19 protein-coding genes and 3 tRNA genes are annotated in these 18,723 nt (G+C 69.8%); 11 read left to right on the forward strand and 11 right to left on the reverse strand.

Annotated elements, in window-relative coordinates; translation table 11 throughout:
- A partial coding sequence (locus tag FNH08_RS21570) for a hypothetical protein (protein ID WP_322725039.1) occupies nt 1-823 on the reverse strand: 823 nt, incomplete at its 3' end.
- A gap of 245 nt (nt 824-1,068) precedes the next feature.
- Here FNH08_RS21570 and FNH08_RS21575 point away from each other — a divergent pair.
- Both FNH08_RS21575 and FNH08_RS21580 read left to right on the forward strand, forming a co-directional pair.
- Entirely contained in the window at nt 1,069-2,178 is a 1,110-nt protein-coding gene (locus FNH08_RS21575; RefSeq protein ID WP_322725040.1) for a Leu/Phe/Val dehydrogenase, read from the forward strand.
- 311 nt (nt 2,179-2,489) lie between these two features.
- The gene (locus tag FNH08_RS21580; RefSeq protein WP_152773137.1) at nt 2,490-2,744 is read left to right on the forward strand and encodes a DUF3073 domain-containing protein; all 255 of its coding nucleotides are present in this window, start codon (nt 2,490-2,492) and stop codon (nt 2,742-2,744) included.
- Nucleotides 2,745-2,841: 97 nt separating this feature from the next.
- Here FNH08_RS21580 and purM read toward each other — a convergent pair whose 3' ends face one another.
- The 6 genes from purM to FNH08_RS21610 form a co-directional block, all read right to left on the reverse strand.
- Nucleotides 2,842-3,906 carry a phosphoribosylformylglycinamidine cyclo-ligase gene (gene purM, locus FNH08_RS21585; RefSeq protein ID WP_152773138.1) on the reverse strand — a complete coding sequence of 355 codons (1,065 nt, stop codon included), beginning with the start codon at nt 3,904-3,906 and terminating at the stop codon, nt 2,842-2,844.
- Between the two features lie 43 nt (nt 3,907-3,949).
- On the reverse strand, nt 3,950-5,476 hold the full coding sequence (purF, locus tag FNH08_RS21590) for an amidophosphoribosyltransferase (RefSeq protein WP_322725041.1): 1,527 nt from the start codon (nt 5,474-5,476) through the stop codon (nt 3,950-3,952).
- An 85-nt stretch (nt 5,477-5,561) separates the two neighbouring features.
- A complete protein-coding gene (locus FNH08_RS21595; RefSeq protein WP_152773139.1) occupies nt 5,562-6,365 on the reverse strand; it encodes an META domain-containing protein in 804 nt (267 codons plus the stop codon).
- Between the two features lie 90 nt (nt 6,366-6,455).
- Nucleotides 6,456-7,262, reverse strand: a complete 807-nt coding sequence (locus tag FNH08_RS21600) for a maleylpyruvate isomerase family mycothiol-dependent enzyme (protein ID WP_152773140.1) — start codon at nt 7,260-7,262, stop codon at nt 6,456-6,458.
- Between the two features lie 10 nt (nt 7,263-7,272).
- Nucleotides 7,273-8,106, reverse strand: a complete 834-nt coding sequence (locus FNH08_RS21605; RefSeq protein ID WP_152773141.1) for a murein hydrolase activator EnvC family protein — start codon at nt 8,104-8,106, stop codon at nt 7,273-7,275.
- Between the two features lie 46 nt (nt 8,107-8,152).
- A complete protein-coding gene (locus FNH08_RS21610; protein ID WP_152773142.1) occupies nt 8,153-8,653 on the reverse strand; it encodes an ArsR/SmtB family transcription factor in 501 nt (166 codons plus the stop codon).
- A gap of 157 nt (nt 8,654-8,810) precedes the next feature.
- Here FNH08_RS21610 and FNH08_RS21615 point away from each other — a divergent pair, with 157 nt between their 5' ends.
- Entirely contained in the window at nt 8,811-9,395 is a 585-nt protein-coding gene (locus FNH08_RS21615) for a Uma2 family endonuclease (protein ID WP_152773143.1), read from the forward strand.
- A 68-nt stretch (nt 9,396-9,463) separates the two neighbouring features.
- Here the strand turns inward: FNH08_RS21615 and purL are convergent, their stop codons facing one another.
- The 3 genes from purL to purS are packed head-to-tail and all read right to left on the reverse strand — an operon-like array spanning nt 9,464 to nt 12,662.
- A complete protein-coding gene (gene purL, locus FNH08_RS21620; RefSeq protein ID WP_152773144.1) occupies nt 9,464-11,722 on the reverse strand; it encodes a phosphoribosylformylglycinamidine synthase subunit PurL in 2,259 nt (752 codons plus the stop codon).
- The gene (gene purQ / locus FNH08_RS21625) at nt 11,719-12,399 is read right to left on the reverse strand and encodes a phosphoribosylformylglycinamidine synthase subunit PurQ (protein ID WP_322725043.1); all 681 of its coding nucleotides are present in this window, start codon (nt 12,397-12,399) and stop codon (nt 11,719-11,721) included. Before purQ ends, purL begins: the two co-directional genes overlap by 4 nt.
- Complete coding sequence (gene purS, locus FNH08_RS21630) at nt 12,396-12,662, reverse strand: phosphoribosylformylglycinamidine synthase subunit PurS (protein WP_322725044.1); 267 nt, start codon at nt 12,660-12,662, stop codon at nt 12,396-12,398. Before purS ends, purQ begins: the two co-directional genes overlap by 4 nt.
- Before the next feature lie 363 nt (nt 12,663-13,025).
- Between purS and FNH08_RS21635 the strand changes: the two genes are divergently transcribed.
- The 8 genes from FNH08_RS21635 (at nt 13,026) to FNH08_RS21670 (ending at nt 17,651) form a co-directional block, all read left to right on the forward strand.
- Entirely contained in the window at nt 13,026-13,343 is a 318-nt protein-coding gene (locus tag FNH08_RS21635) for a histone-like nucleoid-structuring protein Lsr2 (RefSeq protein ID WP_322725046.1), read from the forward strand.
- Nucleotides 13,344-13,469: 126 nt separating this feature from the next.
- A tRNA-Gly gene (locus tag FNH08_RS21640) sits at nt 13,470-13,541 on the forward strand.
- An 80-nt stretch (nt 13,542-13,621) separates the two neighbouring features.
- Nucleotides 13,622-13,697: transfer RNA gene (locus FNH08_RS21645), tRNA-Gly, on the forward strand.
- Between the two features lie 177 nt (nt 13,698-13,874).
- Nucleotides 13,875-14,885, forward strand: coding sequence for an ABC transporter ATP-binding protein (locus FNH08_RS21650; RefSeq protein WP_152773145.1), 1,011 nt, complete (start codon nt 13,875-13,877; stop codon nt 14,883-14,885).
- A complete protein-coding gene (locus FNH08_RS21655) occupies nt 14,882-15,697 on the forward strand; it encodes an ABC transporter permease (RefSeq protein ID WP_152773146.1) in 816 nt (271 codons plus the stop codon). Before FNH08_RS21650 ends, FNH08_RS21655 begins: the two co-directional genes overlap by 4 nt.
- Before the next feature lie 20 nt (nt 15,698-15,717).
- Nucleotides 15,718-16,950 carry a sensor histidine kinase gene (locus FNH08_RS21660; protein ID WP_152773147.1) on the forward strand — a complete coding sequence of 411 codons (1,233 nt, stop codon included), beginning with the start codon at nt 15,718-15,720 and terminating at the stop codon, nt 16,948-16,950.
- On the forward strand, nt 16,947-17,555 hold the full coding sequence (locus tag FNH08_RS21665) for a response regulator transcription factor (protein WP_322725047.1): 609 nt from the start codon (nt 16,947-16,949) through the stop codon (nt 17,553-17,555). Before FNH08_RS21660 ends, FNH08_RS21665 begins: the two co-directional genes overlap by 4 nt.
- A 23-nt stretch (nt 17,556-17,578) precedes the next feature.
- Nucleotides 17,579-17,651: transfer RNA gene (locus FNH08_RS21670), tRNA-Gly, on the forward strand.
- Between the two features lie 63 nt (nt 17,652-17,714).
- Here FNH08_RS21670 and FNH08_RS21675 read toward each other — a convergent pair.
- Nucleotides 17,715-18,614: a phosphoribosylaminoimidazolesuccinocarboxamide synthase gene (locus tag FNH08_RS21675; protein WP_322725048.1), complete on the reverse strand. Its 900-nt coding sequence runs from the start codon at nt 18,612-18,614 to the stop codon at nt 17,715-17,717.
- Nucleotides 18,615-18,723: the final 109 nt, after the last annotated feature.

Here is an 18,723-nt window from a genome sequence, read left to right on the forward strand (position 1 = left end):
CCCGTACGGCCCGCCAGCGCTCCACCAGACGCCCGTACGCCTCCCCGGCGGCCCCCTCGTCCCCGGTGCGCAGCGCCTCGATGCCCTCGGCGACGTCCGCCGCCGAGTGGTCCCCGTCGAGCTGGTCGGCGGGCAGGACGTGCACCAGGCCCCCATAGTCCAGTTCGACCAGCGAGCGCGGGTGGAAATCCTCCAGCCAGCGCCCCACGTCCACCAGACCGTCGATCAGCGGCCCCTCTTCGATCATGTCCCGCATCGCCTTCAGGCCCCGGGCCACCCGCCGGCGCGCCTGCACCATCGGGGTCCGGTACCGCAGCGCCGGCGGAACCGCGTCCGCCCCCTTGTCGTAGCGCCGCTCCTCGTCGCCCACCAGCACGAACCAGTTCAGCGGCACGTGCCAGGTCGAGGTGCGGATCCACGGGCGGGCGTCGGGGTTGCGGGTCAGCCAGCGCTCGTAGTCCTGGGCGGCCTGGCGGCGCACGACCGGCGGCAGCACGGCGTCCAGGACGGGCGCGGGCAGTTCCTCGGCCAGGTCCCCGAGCGCCTGCCAGCCGCGCAGCCGGGTGCGCCAGGGGCAGACGCAGAGCACGCCCTCGACGTCCAGCACGAACGCGTCGCCGCTCTCGTGCACCGGCACCGGGATCGGCGGGGTGGGCAGCAGATCGGTCAGCGAGCGGCGCAGTTCGTCCTGGTAGGAGGGGCGGTCCTGGCGCTGTGCGTAGCGCGCCCAGTGGGTGCGCTCGGGCTCGGGGAAGGCGGCCAGCGGTTCGTACACGCGGAGGTAGGCCGCGTACGGAACGATCACCGAGGACACCTTGGGCACGCCTGCTCCCTCCCCACGGGACCCGACACGAAACCCAGCCTCGTCCCGTACTCGAGCGGGCGGGGAGACACTGCGAATCGTCCCACGCGCGGGTGCGGACGTACTCCCCGGGAGGGTGATCCTGAACACTGCTGTGCACGCCGCGGATCACGGACGGGGACAAGCCCTACGCTCATGCCACGGGCCCGCCACCCGTACGGGAACCCGCACCCCACCCGCCGCTACTTACCACTGGAGTCACCACCGTGACCGACGTAACCGGCGCGGCTGCTGATGTACTGCGCACCCTGTTCCACTCGGACCAGGGGGGCCATGAGCAAGTCGTGCTCTGCCAGGACCGTGCGAGCGGCCTCAAGGCCGTCATCGCCATCCACTCCACCGCCCTGGGCCCCGCGCTCGGCGGTACGCGCTTCTACCCCTACGCGAACGAGGCGGAGGCCGTCGCCGACGCGCTGAACCTCGCGCGCGGGATGTCGTACAAGAACGCCATGGCCGGTCTCGACCACGGCGGCGGCAAGGCCGTGATCATCGGTGACCCCGAGAGGATCGGGCCCCCTGAGAGAACAGAGCTACTGCTGGCCTACGGGCGGTTCGTGGCCTCGCTCGGCGGGCGGTACGTGACGGCCTGCGACGTCGGGACGTACGTCGCCGACATGGACGTCGTCGCCCAGGAGTGCCGCTGGACGACCGGCCGCTCCCCCGAGAAGGGCGGCGCCGGCGACTCGTCCGTGCTGACCGCCTTCGGTGTCTACCAGGGCATGCGGGCCAGTGCCCACCACCTGTGGGGCGACCCCGCGCTGCGCGGCCGTACGGTCGGCATCGCGGGCGTGGGCAAGGTCGGGCACCACCTGGTGGAGCACCTGCTGAGCGAGGGCGCGGAGGTCGTGATCACCGACGTGCGCGAGGAGGCCGTGCGCCGGATCACCGGGCGCCACCCCTCCGTCCGGGCGGTCGCCGACACGGACGCGCTGATCCGGGTCGAGGGCCTCGACATCTACGCCCCCTGCGCGCTGGGCGGCGCCCTGAGCGACGACACCGTGCCCGTTCTCACCGCCAAGGTGGTCTGCGGCGCCGCGAACAACCAGCTCGCGCACCCCGGTGTCGAGAAGGACCTCGCCGACCGCGGGATCCTCTACGCGCCGGACTACGTGGTGAACGCCGGCGGGGTCATCCAGGTGGCCGACGAACTGCACGGGTTCGACTTCGAGCGGTGCAAGGGGAAGGCAGCGAAGATCTACGACACCACGCTCGAAATCTTCGCACGTGCGAATCAGGACGGTATTCCACCGGCCGCCGCGGCCGACCGGATCGCCGAACAGCGGATGCACGACGCGTCGCCGGCACGCGGAGCCTGAGATTCCGTGGGGCGCCCGCGAGGGCGCCCCACGGGTTCGGCCGGTACCTGCCGGGGGGCACTTCGAGAGAACTCTCACGTTCGTCGGCGGGTCGCCTGCCAAGAAGTGGTTAAAATCGCCACTGACCAGCGAGGACGGGGCACCTCGCAGGCCCTGCGCACACGCGCGCAGTGCGGGCGACGTACCGTATGGGCGTGGGCTCAGGTACCGTGGAAGCCCTAGGGGCGGTCTCTCCACGGAGAGCCCGTTCTGGATCATGAACGCGTCAAGACTCTGGGGCCGTCGAGCCCCGTCACCGAGGGGGTCGAGCCATGGGGCGCGGCCGGGCCAAGGCCAAGCAGACGAAGGTCGCCCGCCAGCTGAAGTACAACAGCGGCGGGACTGACCTGTCGCGTCTGGCCAACGAGCTGGGCGCATCGACTTCGAGCCAGCCGCCGAATGGCGAGCCGTTCGAAGACGACGACGAAGACGATGACCCGTACGCCCAGTACGCGGATCTGTACAACGACGACGAGGACGACGAGGACGACGAGTCCGGTCCCGCGTCGCAGCGCCGCGGCGCTTGACTTCACAATTGACGGTGCTTGACCCGGTCCGAAGCGGTATGCCGCCGCCGGACCGGGTTTTGCGCTGCCGTCGCGTCTTACGCCGCCGTTCCGCAGGTCAGCCGGCGTAGTCACCGATCAGAGCCGCGCCCGTCGTGTGCTCACCGCGGTCGGTGATCTCACCCGCGATCCACGCGTCGACCCCACGGTCGGCGAGGGTCGCCAGCGCGACGTCCGCCGATCCCTCGGGCACGATCGCGATCATGCCGACGCCCATGTTCAGGGTCTTCTCCAGCTCCAGCCGCTCGACGTCTCCGGTGCGGCCGACGAGGTCGAACACCGGGGCCGGGGTCCAGGTGGAGCGGTCGACGATCGCGTGCAGTCCGTCGGGGATGACGCGGGCGAGGTTGGCCGCGAGTCCGCCGCCGGTGACGTGGCTGAAGGCGTGCGTCTCGGCGGCGCGGATCAGTGCCAGGCAGTCCAGCGAGTAGATCTTGGTCGGCTCCAGCAGCTCCTCGCCGAGCGTGCGGCCGAGTTCGTCGATCCGCGCGTCCAGGGACAGGCCCGCCTGGTTCAGCAGCACGTGCCGGACCAGCGAGTACCCGTTGGAGTGAAGCCCGGAGGACGCCATCGCGACGACCGCGTCACCCTTACGGATACGATCCGCGCCCAGTACCTGGTCGGCCTCCACGACGCCCGTACCGGCGCCGGCGACGTCGAAGTCGTCCGGGCCCAGCAGGCCGGGGTGCTCGGCCGTCTCGCCGCCCACCAGGGCGCAGCCGGCCAGGACACAGCCCTCGGCGATGCCCTTGACGATGGCCGCCACCCGCTCGGGGTGGACCTTGCCGACGCAGATGTAGTCGGTCATGAACAGCGGCTCGGCACCGCACACCACGATGTCGTCCATGACCATGGCGACCAGGTCGTGGCCGATCGTGTCGTACACGCCGAGCTGCCGGGCGATGTCGACCTTCGTGCCGACGCCGTCCGTGGCGGAGGCGAGCAGCGGGCGCTCGTAGTTCTTGAGGGCGGAGGCGTCGAAGAGCCCGGCGAAGCCGCCGAGGCCACCGAGGACCTCGGGGCGGCGGGTCTTCTTCACCCACTCCTTCATCAGCTCGACGGCGCGGTCGCCCGCCTCGATGTCGACGCCCGCGGCTGCGTAACTGGCACCGGTCTCAGACATGGCAAAGGGCACTTTCGTGTCGTACGGCAGGGATCACGGGCTCTTACGGGCGACGGATCGCGTCGGCGGCGGCCGTGGCGGCGGGCCCGGCGGCCAGCTCGGTCTCCAGGAGCTGCTTGCCGAGCAGCTCGGGGTCCGGGAGATCCATCGGGTACTCGCCGTCGAAGCAGGCGCGGCACAGGTTCGGCTTGGCGATGGTGGTCGCCTCGATCATGCCGTCGATGGAGATGTACGCCAGTGAATCGGCGCCCAGCGAGGTGCCGATCTCGTCGATCGTCATGCCGTTGGCGATGAGCTCGGCGCGGGTCGCGAAGTCGATGCCGAAGAAGCAGGGCCACTTCACGGGCGGGGACGAGATCCGGATGTGGACCTCGGCGGCGCCGGCCTCGCGGAGCATGCGGACCAGGGCCCGCTGGGTGTTGCCGCGCACGATCGAGTCGTCGACCACAACCAGACGCTTGCCCTTGATGACTTCCTTGAGCGGGTTCAGCTTCAGACGGATGCCGAGCTGGCGGATCGTCTGGGAGGGCTGGATGAAGGTACGACCCACGTACGCGTTCTTCACAAGACCCGCGCCGAAGGGGATGCCGGAGGCCTCCGCGTAACCGATCGCGGCCGGGGTGCCGGACTCCGGGGTCGCTATCACCAGGTCGGCCTCGGCGGGGGCCTCCTTGGCGAGCTTGCGGCCCATCTCGACGCGGCTCAGGTACACGTTCCGGCCGGCGATGTCGGTGTCCGGGCGGGCCAGATAGACGTACTCGAAGACGCAGCCCTTGGGCTTCGCTTCCGCGAATCGCGAGGTGCGCAGACCGTTCTCGTCGATGGCGACGAACTCGCCCGGCTCGATCTCGCGGACGTAGCTGGCGCCGCAGATGTCGAGGGCGGCGGACTCGGAGGCGACCACCCAGCCGCGCTCCAGCCGGCCGAGGACCAGCGGGCGGATGCCCTGCGGGTCACGGGCCGCGTAGAGGGTGTGCTCATCCATGAAGACGAGCGAGAAGGCGCCCTTGACCTGCGGAAGGACCACCGGGGCGGCCTCTTCGACGGTCAGCGGCTTGCCGTCGTCGTCGACCTGGGCCGCGAGGAGTGCGGTGAGGAGGTCGGTGTCGTTGGTGGCCGCCACGCGCGTGGTGCGGCCTTCCTTCTTGGGCAGGTCGGCGACCATCTCGGCGAGCTGCGCCGTGTTGACCAGGTTGCCGTTGTGGCCGAGCGCGATGGAGCCGTGCGCGGTGGCCCGGAACGTCGGCTGGGCGTTCTCCCACACGGAGGCGCCAGTGGTCGAGTAGCGGGCGTGACCGACCGCGATATGACCCTGGAGCGCGCCGAGGGAGGTCTCGTCGAAGACCTGCGAGACGAGGCCCATGTCCTTGAAGACGAGGATCTGGCGGCCGTTGCTGACCGCGATTCCCGCGGATTCCTGGCCCCGATGCTGGAGGGCGTAGAGCCCGAAGTACGTGAGCTTTGCGACCTCTTCGCCCGGAGCCCAGACACCGAAGACGCCACACGCGTCCTGGGGGCCCTTCTCACCGGGGAGCAGATCGTGATTGAGTCGACCGTCACCACGTGGCACGGCACCGAGTGTAGGCGAGATCGCGCACTGGTCCGAATCCGGTGATCTCGGATCATGCCGGTAAGGGAACCCTGACCCGCGTACGTCACTTACTGGCGACCGCGCTGATGCCTTCGCCGTTTTCGCTGGTCAACGTGATGGTTCGATGATCGATCTCGTATTTGACCTTGCTGTCGAAGAGTTTCAGAAGCGTCTTCTCGGTGTCCATGAGTGAGCCGTCGCACATCCTGCGGGTGGTGCCCGGAGTGCCGAGGGTGAGCGAGCCGTCGCGTACGGTCGCGTCCGCCGAGACCCGGTTGCAGCCGAGGCTGCCGGCGAGCGTGCCCTTCTTCTCGTCGAGGGTGAACCAGGCCTTGTCCTTCGACTCGGACGCCAGCGACACGGCCGTGCCGTCGTTGACGAGCGAGGTGACCTTCCACGTCGTGCCGTACAGCTGGGCGGGCTTCTCCTCGCTGAGGACGACCTTCGCCCCGGAGTCGGAGGTGAGCGTGAGCTTGCCGTCACTCGTCTCGGTCTTCAGCTGCCCGCCGGAGAGTGCGCTGCGAAGGGACTTCTCGAAGTCCATCGGGGCTCCCGCGCAGGCCATCTCGGTGGAGCGGGCGGTGCCGAACTTGATGCTGCCGTCCTCGACGGTCGCGGTCGTGCCGAAGCCGTTGCAGCCGTAGTTGCCGTTGACCTTGCCGTCCTCGGCGATCTTCACGTAGGCGCTGTCGGGGGCCTCCTCGGTCTTCCCGTCGACGGTGAGGCTGTCGACGGTCCAGCGGACGCCGGTGACGGAGGCCGAGGAGCCCGAGCCCGAACCGACGGAGCCGCTGCCCGACTCGCTGCCGCAGGCCACGACGAGCGGAACCAGGGTCAGGGCGGTGAGGGCCAGTCGCTGCTTGTTCATGCCGCGCTTCTTCATGCCGCTGGGACGGGTGGGGTCGTTGAGCGGTTCCCGTCATTTTCGAAGTCGGGTCTCAGCCAACAGAAGCGAGTCTCAGCGCATGAGGGGCAGCAGATCGCCGAGATCGGCGCGCTCGCCGCTCGCGCTGACGCGCGCCTCCCGCACGGCGGCCTGCCACTCCTCGCGTCCCGTCGCGAGCCGGATCCAGGTCAGCGGGTCGGTCTCGACCACGTTGGGCGGGGTGCCGCGCGTGTGCCGCGGACCCTCGACGCACTGCACGACGGCGTACGGCGGCACGCGCACCTCGGTCGAACCGCCGGGCGCCTTCGCGGCGAGCGCGTCGGCGAGCAGCCGGGTGCAGGCGGCGAGGGCCTGACGGTCGTACGGGACGTCCAGGCCCGGCACGGCCGCGTTCAGGTCGTCGGTGTGGACGACGAGTTCGACGGTGCGGGTGACCAGGTAGTCGGCGAGGGTCATCGCGCCGGTGCGGGTGGCGAGGAGACGGGTGCCGGGGGCGTGCGCGAGGGCGTCCGTGATCCGCTGTTCGGTACCGGCGTAGAGAGTGTCGAGGGCGTCGAGGTCCGGGTTGGCCTTCGCCAGCTCCTTAGTGCCCTCGTCGATGTCGGCCGCGCGGGCGGCGGTGGCGAAGGGCCAGTCCAGGAGGGTGAGTTCCGCCTTCGCCGGCTCGTCCCGGTCGAGGTTACGGCTGACGGTCTCCACGGCCATGGTCACGTGCGCCGCCAGGTCCCTTACGGTCCAGCCCTCCAGGCGGGTGGGGAGGGCGAGGTGCTCGGGAGTGAGGGTGCGTACGGCGTCCCGTACGTTCCCGAACTGGGCGAGCACCGCCGTGCGGATCTTGGCGGGGTCGTAGGTGCGGGGGCGTTTCCTGGCCGGGGGCATGGGCGCCAGCCTATGTGGGCTGCGCTGTCGTCGTGGGCGCCTCGAAGGTCTCGCGGTTGTGGGGGACGCCGAGGCCGCGCCAGGTGAAGGGGATGCCGCGGGCGCTGTCCGGGTCGGGGCCGTCCATCAGCTGGAAGTGGAGGTGGGGCTCGGTGGTGTTGCCCGAGTTGCCGCACTGGGCGATCAGCTGCCCGGCGGTCACCCGGTCTCCCTCGCGGACGGTGAGCGAGCCGCGCCGCAGGTGGGCGTGGAGCGCGTGGGTGCCGTCGCCGAGGTCGAGGACGACGTGGTTGCCGACGACCCGCTTGACTCCGGCCAGGTCCCGCACGGACGCCTCCACGATCATCAGGTACAGCAGCGCGAGCAGCGACGTGCGGCTGAGGTGGTCGCGCTGACTGTCGACGGCCCGTACGACGGTGCCCTCGGCCGCGGCGAACAGCGGGGCGCCGTACGCGGGGAAGGCGCCGGCGCGGCGGGCGAGCGGCCACAGCCAGCGGAAGGCCGGGCGGGCGCCCGGCTCGGGCTCGGCGACGACGTCGATGGCGTAGGTCTGGCCGTAGGCGTGCGTGCCGTGGCTCGGAGTGCGGTCGGCCGGGCTGTTGAGCGCGGACCAGCGGCCGGTGACGGGCGGCTCGACCTCGACCGGCTCCCGGGCCGCGCGGGGGCTGTCCGGGGCGCCGCCCCACCTGTGGGCCACGACGAGGATCACGTAGGACAGGACGATCGGCAGGAAGTTCCACCACCACGGATATCCCAGGTCCAGGAGGACGTGGGCGATCACCAGGCCGACGAACGTCAGCTGCAGAAGGCGGTAGGCAATCTTGGCGAGCTTGCGTCCGGACATCGTTCCCCCAGTTCAGTCGGTGTGTCGGTGTGTCGGTGTGTCGGTGTTATGGACGGGCGGCCGACAGCGCCACCAGCAGCGGTACGACCCGGCCCGGCGGCACCTCGTAGCGGCCCCGGCCGGTGGTGTGGAGCCAGCCCGCGCCGGTCAGCTGGCGCAGGTGGTGGTAGATCTGGCCGGTCGTGCCGATCTCGTCCAGCTCGGCGAGTTCGGCCGCGGTGCGCCGGCCGCCGATGACCTCGCGGAGCAGTCGCAGCCTGACGGCGTGGCCGAGCGCCGCGAACGACTCGGCGGACTCGGTCCAGTCGAGGTCGAGCAGGCCGTCGGTCAGCGCGCCGTGCTGCCACTCGTAGTACTCCCCGGTCGGCACCCGTACGGCGCCGGTGAACAGCACTCCTCCGTCGGCCGCCTTGAGCGCCACCAGCTGTTCCTTGAGCCCCTCCAGGGCCCAGAAGTCGCCCTCACCCGGGCTGGGGGCGGTGTGCTGAGCGTTCTCCAGCGCCGCCAGCCGTCGTTCGAGGTCGGCGACGCGTTGTTCGAGTTCCATGGCTCGATATTACGTAACTACGTAATCACGTGCAAGTGGAGCTCGCGGACGGTTCAGAAGGCCCGGGGCAATCACCCGTGCGCGTGATCGGCAGCGAAAACCGCACCGCATGGCCGGGCCCGGACAACGCTGGCCCTCACCTGGAAAGGGGTGCAACATGACGGTTATGGCCGAGCGCACGTCTCAGATGTCGGTGGAGGAGTTCGAAGCGATCGCCTCCGCCAGTCCCGAGACCGTCACGTTGGAGTTCATCAACGGACGGATCGGGGTCAAGAAGGTGGCGGACGGAGACCACAACACCATCGTGAGCTGGCTGGCGCGGCGGTGTATGCAGGCCAGGCCCGACCTGGACCTGTATCACGGGCAAGGGCTCCGGGTGGAGGTGTATAGAGAGGGCAGGGCGAAGCCGGATGCTGTGATCGCTCCCGAGGCCCACTTCGCGGGGCACGGCGAGTGGGCCGACCCCGACGGTGTGCTCATGGTCGTCGAGGTCACCTCGTACGACTCGGACACCGACCGACGGGACCGGCACGAGAAGCCCGCCGCATACGGGCAGGCCGGTATCCCCCTGTACCTCCTGATCGACCGTGACGCGTGCACCGTCACCGTGCACAGCACCCCGGACCGGCTGGTCGGCGGCTACCGGGACATGCACACCACCAAGTTCGGCGAGAGGGTGCTCGTCCCCGACCCGGTCGGTTTCGAGCTGGACACGGAGATCCTCAAGACCTACGTCCGCTGACTGACCACGCCTGAAGCACCGAGAAGCCCCCACCCGGCGGACCGGACGGGGGCTTCGGAGTACGGAACTCAGGCGAGCAGCGCCGGGATGGTCTCCTCGTGGGCCTTTCGCAGCTCCTCCAGGGTGAGGGTGAACTCGCCCTGGACCTCGACGGAGTCTCCGTCGACGACACCGACGCGGGTGACGGGCAGGCCGCGCGCACCGCACATGTCGTTGAACCGGACCTCCTCGGAGCGCGGTACAGCGACGACCGCGCGCCCCGCCGACTCGGAGAGGAGGAAGGTGAAGGCGTCGAGCCCGTCCGGTACGACCAGCCGCGCGCCCTTGCCGCCGAGCAGGGCCGACTCGACCACGGCCTGGATCAGACCGCCGTCGGACAGGTCGTGCGCGGAGTCGATCATGCCGTCGCGGGAGGCGGAGATCAGGATCTCGGCGAGCAGCCGCTCACGCTCCAGGTCCACCTGCGGGGGCAGGCCGCCGAGGTGGTCGTGGACGACCTGCGACCAGGCCGAACCGCCGAACTCCTCACGGGTGTCGCCGAGGAGGTAGAGCAGCTGCCCCTCCTCCTGGAAGGCGACCGGCGTACGGCGGGCCACGTCGTCGATGACCCCCAGGACGGCCACGACCGGCGTCGGGTGGATGGCGACCTCGCCCGTCTGGTTGTAGAGCGAGACGTTGCCGCCGGTCACCGGGGTGCCCAGCTGCTGGCAGGCGTCGGCCAGGCCGCGGACGGCCTCCGCGAACTGCCACATCACCGCCGGGTCCTCGGGCGAGCCGAAGTTCAGGCAGTCGGAGACGGCGAGCGGCTTGGCACCGGTCGTGGCGACGTTGCGGTACGCCTCCGCCAGCGCGAGCTGCGCGCCCGCGTACGGGTCGAGCTTCGCGTACCGGCCATTGCCGTCGGTCGCGATGGCGACACCGAGGCCGGACTCCTCGTCGACGCGGATCATCCCGGAGTCCTCGGGCTGGGCGAGGACCGTGTTGCCCTGCACGAAGTGGTCGTACTGGGAGGTGATCCAGGACTTGGATGCCTGGTTGGGGGACGCCACCAGCTTCAGGACCTGGTCCTTCAGCTCGTCAGCCGAAGAAGGCCGGGGCAGCTTGTTCGCGTCGTCGGCCTGGAGCTCGTCCTGCCAGGACGGGCGGGCGTACGGGCGCTCGTAGACCGGGCCGTCGTGCGCGACCGTGCGCGGGTCGACGTCGACGATCTTGCCGCCGTGCCAGTAGATCTCCAGGCGGTCGCCATCGGTCACCTCACCGATGACGGTGGCGATGACGTCCCACTTGTCGCAGATCTCCAGGAAGCGGTCGACCTTCTCCGGCTCGACGACCGCGCACATGCGTTCCTGCGACTCGCTCATGAGGATCTCCTCGGGCGAGAGCGTGGAGTCGCGGAGCGGTACGTCGTCGAGGGTGACGCGCATGCCGCCGGAGCCGTTCGAGGCCAGCTCGGACGTGGCGCAGGACAGGCCCGCCGCGCCCAGGTCCTGGATGCCGACGACCAGCTTCTCCTGGAACGCCTCCAGGGTGCACTCGATGAGGAGCTTCTCCTGGAAGGGGTCGCCGACCTGGACGGCGGGGCGCTTCGACGGCTTGGCGTCGTCGAAGGTCTCACTCGCCAGGATCGAGGCACCACCGATGCCGTCACCGCCCGTGCGGGCCCCGTACAGGATGACCTTGTTGCCCGCGCCGGACGCCTTCGCGAGGTGGATGTCCTCGTGCCGCATCACGCCGATGGCACCGGCGTTGACCAGCGGGTTGCCCTGGTAGCAGGAGTCGAAGACGACCTCGCCGCCGATGTTGGGCAGGCCCAGGCAGTTACCGTAGCCGCCGATGCCGGCGACGACACCGGGGAGCACCCGCTTGGTGTCGGGGTGGTCGGCCGCGCCGAAGCGCAGCGGGTCGACGACCGCCACCGGGCGCGCGCCCATCGCGATGATGTCGCGCACGATGCCGCCGACGCCCGTGGCCGCGCCCTGGTAGGGCTCGACGTACGAGGGGTGGTTGTGCGACTCGACCTTGAAGGTGACCGCGTAGCCGTGGCCGACGTCCACGACGCCGGCGTTCTCACCGATGCCGACGAGCAGGGCGTCGGACTCGGGGGCCTTCTCGCCGAACTGGCGGAGGTGGACCTTGGAGGACTTGTACGAGCAGTGCTCGGACCACATGACCGAGTACATGGCGAGCTCGGCACCGGTGGGCCGGCGGCCGAGGATCTCCACGACCCGCTCGTACTCGTCCTTCTTCAGGCCGAGTTCGGCCCAGGGCAGCTCGACGTCGGGGGTCGCGGCCGCGTGCTCGACCGTGTCCAGAGGCGTCCGGCTCATGCGTTGACCAGCTTCTTGAGGATCGAGGTGAAGAACGGGAGGCCGTCGGTACGGCCCGTACCGATCAGCGGCTCGACGGCGTGCTCGGGGTGCGGCATCAGGCCGACGACGTTGCCCGCCTCGTTGGTGATGCCCGCGATGTCCCGGAGGCTGCCGTTCGGGTTGAAGTCCAGGTAGCGGAACGCGACCCGGCCCTCCGCCTCCAGCTTGTCGAGCGTGTACTCGTCGGCGACGTACCGCCCGTCCATGTTCTTGAGCGGGATGTGGATCTCCTGGCCGGACTCGTAGTCGCTGGTCCAGGAGGTCGTGGCGTTCTCCACCCGCAGCTTCTGGTCGCGGCAGATGAAGTGCAGGTGGTCGTTGCCGAGCATTCCGCCGGGCAGCAGGTGCGCCTCGGTGAGGACCTGGAAGCCGTTGCAGATGCCGAGGACCGGGAGGCCGGCCTTCGCCTGCTCGATGACCGTCTCCATCACCGGCGAGAAGCGGGAGATCGCTCCGGCGCGCAGATAGTCGCCGTACGAGAATCCGCCGGGCAGGACCACCGCGTCGACCTGCTTCAGATCCTTGTCCTTGTGCCAGAGAGCGACCGGCTCGGCACCGGCGAGCCTGATCGCACGCTGCGTGTCCCGGTCGTCGAGGCTCCCCGGGAAAGTGACGACACCAATACGTGCGGTCACTTTCCTGCCTCCGCCTTCACTTCCTCCACCTTGACGGTGAAGTCCTCGATCACGGTGTTGGCGAGGAAGGATTCCGCCAGTTCATGGATGCGGGCGAGGGCGGAGTCGTCCACCGGTCCGTCCACTTCCAGTTCGAAACGCTTTCCCTGACGTACGTCGGAGACGCCCTCGAAACCGAGGCGCGGCAGCGCGCGCTGCACCGCCTGGCCCTGGGGGTCGAGGATCTCCGGCTTGAGCATGACGTCGACTACGACGCGTGCCACTGGCACTCCCGGTGTGTGGTGCTGAGCAGGTTCCTTCAGACTACCCGCACAGAATTTCTACGCGGGTAGATTCGTAGGAAACTACGTGAGCACCGTCACGATCCGGTATCAGGCGGCCGACTTGGTGGAAATTTCTGGGAAAGATCCGGGTTACCTATTGCACAGGGGACACGCGGACAGTTTTAGTCGGGCTTCACATTGCAATGCTGGGCCCTGTACAAAGGAATTGGCAATAGCCGATACTTTGCCCAAAAGCCCAATTACTGCCGGACAGTCGACATCTCGTCCGACACCTCCGTGACGTACCAGCACGTCATCGAGGTGATCACGTCAACGAGGTGTCGCACGAAGGGACCGATATTCGTGGCGCAGCGTGTCGTAGTCACTCTCTTCGACGACATCGACGGCTCGGAAGCGGCGGAAACGATCGCCTTCGGACTCGACGGCAAGTCGTACGAGATCGACCTCAACCAAGCCAATGCCAAGCAACTGCGCAAGGCCCTGGCCCCCTACGTGGAGGCCGGCCGCAAGCGGGCGAGGTCCGGCAAGACGTACAAGCAGACCGACGTGGCCCCGGACCCGTCCGCGGTCCGCGCGTGGGCCCAGTCCCACAAGATGGACGTCCCCGCGCGGGGGAGGATCCCCAAGAAGGTCTACGAGGCGTTCGCGGCGGCGCACTGAGGCGAGTGCTGCGCGAGTCGGTCATCCGCCCCTGCGGGCAACCGACTTGCGCAGCACCCCTGCTGATCAGCTAGAGTCTGGAGCACGCCGAGGGGCAAGGCCGAAAGGCCCAGCTCACGGAGTCACGCGGGTGTAGTTCAGTAGTAGAACATCCCCCTTCCAGGGGGAAGGCGCAGTGTGCAATTCCTGTCACCCGCTCTGCATCGCCGGTCCGATCACTCTTGTCGATCAGGTAGGCTGGTGCTCGCGCCGATCGGTGAGAGCCGGTCGGATGCAATGCGGACGTAGCTCAGTTGGTAGAGCGCAACCTTGCCAAGGTTGAGGTCGCGAGTTCGAGCCTCGTCGTCCGCTCCAGGAAAAGTTCACGTCAGAGCCCCGGTCATTCGACCGGGGCTTTTTCGTGTGCGCTCCCGCTGGCTTCTGCGTGCTCTGCTTGCCTGCTCTCGCTCGCGGTTCGCGACTGACATTTGTCATGGGGAGTGATGACACGTCGCACGGCTGTCGGCATCGAGCACCGGGCACGCTGGAGGCATGAAAACGAACGGGCACGAGGACGTGATTGAGGTCACTGACCTGCGGCGCGTGTACGGGGGCGGTTTCGAGGCCGTGCGGGGGATCACGTTCTCCGTGGGCCGGGGCGAACTCTTCGCACTCCTGGGCACGAACGGCGCGGGCAAGACGTCGACGGTCGAGCTGTTGGAGGGACTGGCACCACCGTCCGCCGGGCGGGTGCGGGTCCTCGGGCACGATCCGTACGAGGAACGGCCGGCCGTCCGGCCGCGCATCGGCGTGATGTTGCAGGAGGGCGGCTTCCCCTCCGAGCTGACCGTCGCGGAGACGGTACGGATGTGGGCGGGCTGCACGAGCGGGGCGCGGTCCACTGAGGAGGCCCTGGAGATGGTCGGACTCGCGCGCCGGGCCGGGGTGCGCGTGAAGCAGTTGTCCGGGGGTGAGAAGCGGCGCCTCGACCTGGCGCTGGCGCTCCTCGGCCGCCCCGAGGTCCTCTTCCTCGACGAGCCGACGACCGGACTCGACGCCGAAGGACGCCGGGCCACCTGGGAGTTGGTGCGGGAGCTTCGTGACGGGGGGACGACGGTCCTGCTCACCACCCACTACCTGGAGGAGGCGGAGGGCCTGGCCGAGCGTCTGGCGATCCTCCACGAGGGGCGTATCGCGGCGACCGGCACACCGGCCGAGGTCACCGCGTCCCAGCCGTCCCGCATCGCCTTCGACCTGCCCGACGGCTACTTCCTGGGCGACCTTCCCCCACTGGCCGAACTGGGCGTGACCGACCACGAGACGGCGGGCCGCACGGTCCGGCTCCGTACGAACGAACTCCAACGCACCGCCACCCGGCTCCTGCTGTGGGCCGAGCGCGCCCGCGTCGAGCTGGGCGGCCTCGACATCCGGTCGGCGTCCCTGGAGGAGGCGTTCCTGCAGATCGCGCGTGAGGCATCCGGCCGATCAGATGCCTCGGAGAGTGCGGGCAGTGCGGGGACTGTGGAGACGACGGCTAGGACCCGGAAGGGGGCTGCGGTATGAGCGCGGCGACAAGCGTGCGGGCGGAGGCTTCGGCGAGTACGACGGCCACGACCACGCCCGTCGGGCGCATCACGGCCCTGGCGCGGGCGGAGTTGACCCTGCTGGGCCGTTCGAAGGCGACCCTGTTCGCGGCGCTGTTCGTGCCGTTGGTGATGCCGGTCAGCCTGCGGTCGGCCGTCGACGAGATGGACCTGAAAGGCACCGGACTCTCGGTGGGCTCCGTCCTGTTGCCGTCCGCCATCGGGTTCTCGCTGCTCTTCGCCGTCTACAGCTCCCTGGTGAGCGTGTACGCGGCCCGGCGCGAGGAGCTCGTGCTCAAGCGGCTGCGCACCGGAGAGCTGCGGGACGTGGAGATCCTCGCCGGGGCCGCGCTGCCGTCGGTGGTGATCGGTCTCGTCCAGTGCGTGCTCCTGGCCGTCGCCTGTACCGCGCTGCTGGACGTCGGTGCGCCCCAGGCACCTCATCTCGCCCTGCTGGGGATGGTGTTGGGGCTCGTCATGTGGCCGGCGCTCGCGGCCGTCGTGTCGAGCTTCAGCAGGAGCGTGGAGGGCGCCCAGGTCGCCGCCATGCCGCTGCTGCTGATCTCGATGCTCGGGTCGGGCACGATCGTCCCGCTGGAGGTCATGCCCAACCGGCTGGCCTCGCTGTGCGAACTGCTGCCGCTGACACCGGTGGTCACCCTGCTGCGGGGCGGCTGGACCGGGGAGCTGTCCGCGTACGACACCCTGGGGGCCATCGCCACCGCGCTGGCCTGGACCGTGGTCGCGGTGTTTGCTGTACGGCGGTGGTTCCGTTGGGAGCCTCGGCGCTGACACAGGGGGAGAGCGGGGAGATGCGCGGGCCGGGCAGGTGGTGGCGGCGGAAGAGCACACCGGCGAAGGTGGAGACGTACACGCGGTGGTCGTTCCACCTCATCACGGCCACCGAGGTGGGCGTGATCGGGGTCACGGTCTTCGGCCAGGTGGAGCCGCGGCTCGCGAGCTGGCTGTTCCTGATGGTGTGCGTGCATGCCGCGGTCTGCGTGGTGACCGCGGCGCGGTCCCTGGACTGGGTGCGCGGCAGCCGCCCGCAGCCCGTACGACTGCTGTGCGGGCTCGGTGCCGTCACCTCGGTCATCGCGATCACCGCGCTCGTCATAGTGGACCACGGCCCGGCCGACAACGACGTCGGCATCGCGGCCGGCGGTGTCTTTGGCGGCGTGCTGACCTACGGCAGCGGCATCATCGCGCTCGGCGTCCGCAAGCGGCGGCGGGTGCTCGCGATCGTCGGCGGATTCGCGGCGGGCGCGGGAGCCGTGTCGCTCCTGCTGGGCGCCCCTGTCGCCGCCGCGCTGTCCGCATCGCTCGCGGTGCTGCTGGGCGCCGGGGCCGTCGCCCTCACCTCCGTGTTCTCCGTCTGGCTCCTCAACGCCGTCTACGAACTCGACGAGGCCCGCGAGACCCGCGCCCGGCTCGCCGTCGCCGAGGAGAGGCTGCGCTTCGGGCGCGACCTGCACGACGTGATCGGCCGGAACATGGCCGTGATCGCCCTCAAGAGCGAGCTGGCCGTGCAGCTGGCACGCCGGGAGCGTCCCGAGGCCGTGGACCAGATGATCGAGGTGCAGCGGGTCGCGCAGGAGTCGCAGCGCGAGGTGCGGGACGTCGTACGCGGGTACCGGGAGATCGACCTGGGGATCGAACTCACCGGTGCGCAAGGGGTGTTGACCGCGGCCGGAATCGCGTGCGAGGTGCGCGGGGAGACGGCCGGACTGCCCGGCGAGGTGCAGTCGGCGCTGGGGTGGGTCGTCCGGGAGACGGCCACGAACGTACTGCGGCACGGGAATGCCGGACGGTGTGAGGTGGGGATACAGGTGCTGGAGGGGCGCGTGGTGCTGACCGTGGAGAACGACGGGGCGTCCGACGTCCCGCCGGGGGGCCGTGGCTCGGGCCTGGCCGGTCTGCGGGAGCGGCTCGCCGCGGTCGACGGGACGCTGGAGGCCGGCCGGGTGCGCAAGGGCGTGTTCCGGGTGGTGGCCGAGGTGCCGTTGGCCGTGAGCGAAGTTCCCGTGAGCGAGGTCACGGCGTGACGGTGCGGCTGTTGCTCGCCGACGACGAGCATCTGATCCGGGGCGCCCTGGCGGCACTGCTCGCCCTGGAGGACGACCTCGTGATCGTCGCCGAGGCCGCGTCCGGCCCCGAGGCGCTGGCCATGGCGCGGGCGCACGAGCCCGACGTGGCCGTGCTGGACCTCCAGATGCCCGGCGCGGACGGTGTGAAGGTCGCCACATCCCTGCGTGCCGAACTGCCCGGCTGCCGGGTGCTGATCGTGACCAGTCACGGCAGGCCGGGACATCTGAAGCGAGCTCTCGCGGCGGGAGTGCGCGGGTTCGTGCCCAAGACCGTCAGCGCCCGGCAGCTCGCCGAGATCATCCGCACGGTGCACGCCGGGAACCGTTACGTCGACCCCGAGTTGGCCGCCGACGCGATCTCCGCCGGCGACTCACCGCTGACCGAGCGGGAGGCCGAGGTGCTGGAGCTGGCCGCCGACGGGGCGCCCGTCACGGAGATCGCCGAGCGGGCCGCGCTGTCACCGGGGACCGTACGGAACTATCTGTCGTCGGCCGCCATCAAGCTCGGTGCCGAGAACCGTCATGCCGCGGTACGTCTCGCACGTGAGCGGGGTTGGGTATAGTTGCTCTCGCGCCACGGCGCAGTGCGGACGTAGCTCAGTTGGTAGAGCGCAACCTTGCCAAGGTTGAGGTCGCGAGTTCGAGCCTCGTCGTCCGCTCGGTCCTCGAAGGCCCCGGTCACCTCGACCGGGGCCTTCGTCGTACGGTCCTTGGTGGTGCGGTCAGCTCCAGCTCGTGCCCGTCAGGCGTTCGTACGCCTCCACGTACTTCGCGCGGGTCGCGGCGACGATCTCCTCGGGCAGCGGCGGCGGGGGCTGCTCGCCCGTGCGGTCCCAGCCGGAGGCCGGGGAGGTGAGCCAGTCCCGTACGAACTGCTTGTCGAAGGACGCCTGGGAGCGGCCCGGCTGCCACTGGTCGGAGGGCCAGAAGCGGGAGGAGTCGGGGGTGAGGACCTCGTCGGCGATGACCAGGGTGTCCTCCTCGAAGCCGAACTCGAACTTCGTGTCCGCGAGGATGATGCCGCGGGCGCGGGCGATGTCGCGGGTACGGTCGTAGACGGCGAGGGTCGTCTGGCGCAACTGGGCGGCGGTGTCGGCGCCGACCTGGCGGGCGACCTCCTCGTACGAGACGTTCTCGTCGTGGTCGCCGACCGCGGCCTTGGTGGCGGGGGTGAAGATCGGAGCGGGGAGTTCCGAGCCGTCGACGAGACCTTCGGGCAGGGCGAGGCCGCAGACCGTGCGGGTCTCCTTGTACTCGGCGAGGCCCGAGCCCGTGAGGTAGCCGCGCGCCACGCACTCCACCGGCACCATCCGCAGGGACTTGCAGACCAGGGTGCGGCCCTCCCAGTCGGCGGGGGCGCCCTCGGGGAGGTCGGTGCTCAGGACGTGGTGCGGGACCAGGTCGGCGATCTGGTCGAACCACCACAGCGAGAGCTGGGTGAGGGCGCGGCCCTTGTCCGGGATCTCGGTCGGCAGCACCCAGTCGTAGGCGGACATACGGTCGCTGGCGACCATCACGAGGTCGCCGGCCTCGTTCTGGTACAGATCACGCACCTTGCCGGTGTGCAGATGCACCAGGCCCGGCACCTGGATGGGTTCGGGCTTTTCTACGAATCCGGGCACGGTTCCTCCGCGTGGTGATGTCCAAGTGGCTCGATTCTCCCGTATGCGGGGGATCGGTCCGGCTCTGGGTCCCACCAGGCGTGGGTCCGGAGGGGGTCCGGAGGGGGTC

Origin of the sequence: Streptomyces spongiae, from assembly GCF_009377185.1 — a bacterium.
In the GTDB taxonomy this organism is placed as follows: Bacteria; Actinomycetota; Actinomycetes; order Streptomycetales; family Streptomycetaceae; genus Streptomyces; species Streptomyces spongiae.

What these genes read in the sequence shown, in the direction of transcription:
- FNH08_RS21615 (WP_152773143.1), top strand. Translation starts at nt 8,811, where the DNA reads ATGACGGTTATGGCCGAGCGCACGTCTCAGATGTCGGTGGAGGAGTTC.
- FNH08_RS21605 (WP_152773141.1), bottom strand. Translation starts at nt 8,106, where the DNA reads ATGTCCGGACGCAAGCTCGCCAAGATTGCCTACCGCCTTCTGCAGCTG.
- FNH08_RS21595 (WP_152773139.1), bottom strand. Translation starts at nt 6,365, where the DNA reads ATGAACAAGCAGCGACTGGCCCTCACCGCCCTGACCCTGGTTCCGCTC.
- FNH08_RS21600 (WP_152773140.1), bottom strand. Translation starts at nt 7,262, where the DNA reads ATGCCCCCGGCCAGGAAACGCCCCCGCACCTACGACCCCGCCAAGATC.
- FNH08_RS21655 (WP_152773146.1), top strand. Translation starts at nt 14,882, where the DNA reads ATGAGCGCGGCGACAAGCGTGCGGGCGGAGGCTTCGGCGAGTACGACG.
- purM (WP_152773138.1), bottom strand. Translation starts at nt 3,906, where the DNA reads ATGTCTGAGACCGGTGCCAGTTACGCAGCCGCGGGCGTCGACATCGAG.
- purL (WP_152773144.1), bottom strand. Translation starts at nt 11,722, where the DNA reads ATGAGCCGGACGCCTCTGGACACGGTCGAGCACGCGGCCGCGACCCCC.
- FNH08_RS21660 (WP_152773147.1), top strand. Translation starts at nt 15,718, where the DNA reads ATGCGCGGGCCGGGCAGGTGGTGGCGGCGGAAGAGCACACCGGCGAAG.
- FNH08_RS21650 (WP_152773145.1), top strand. Translation starts at nt 13,875, where the DNA reads ATGAAAACGAACGGGCACGAGGACGTGATTGAGGTCACTGACCTGCGG.
- FNH08_RS21610 (WP_152773142.1), bottom strand. Translation starts at nt 8,653, where the DNA reads ATGGAACTCGAACAACGCGTCGCCGACCTCGAACGACGGCTGGCGGCG.
- FNH08_RS21580 (WP_152773137.1), top strand. Translation starts at nt 2,490, where the DNA reads ATGGGGCGCGGCCGGGCCAAGGCCAAGCAGACGAAGGTCGCCCGCCAG.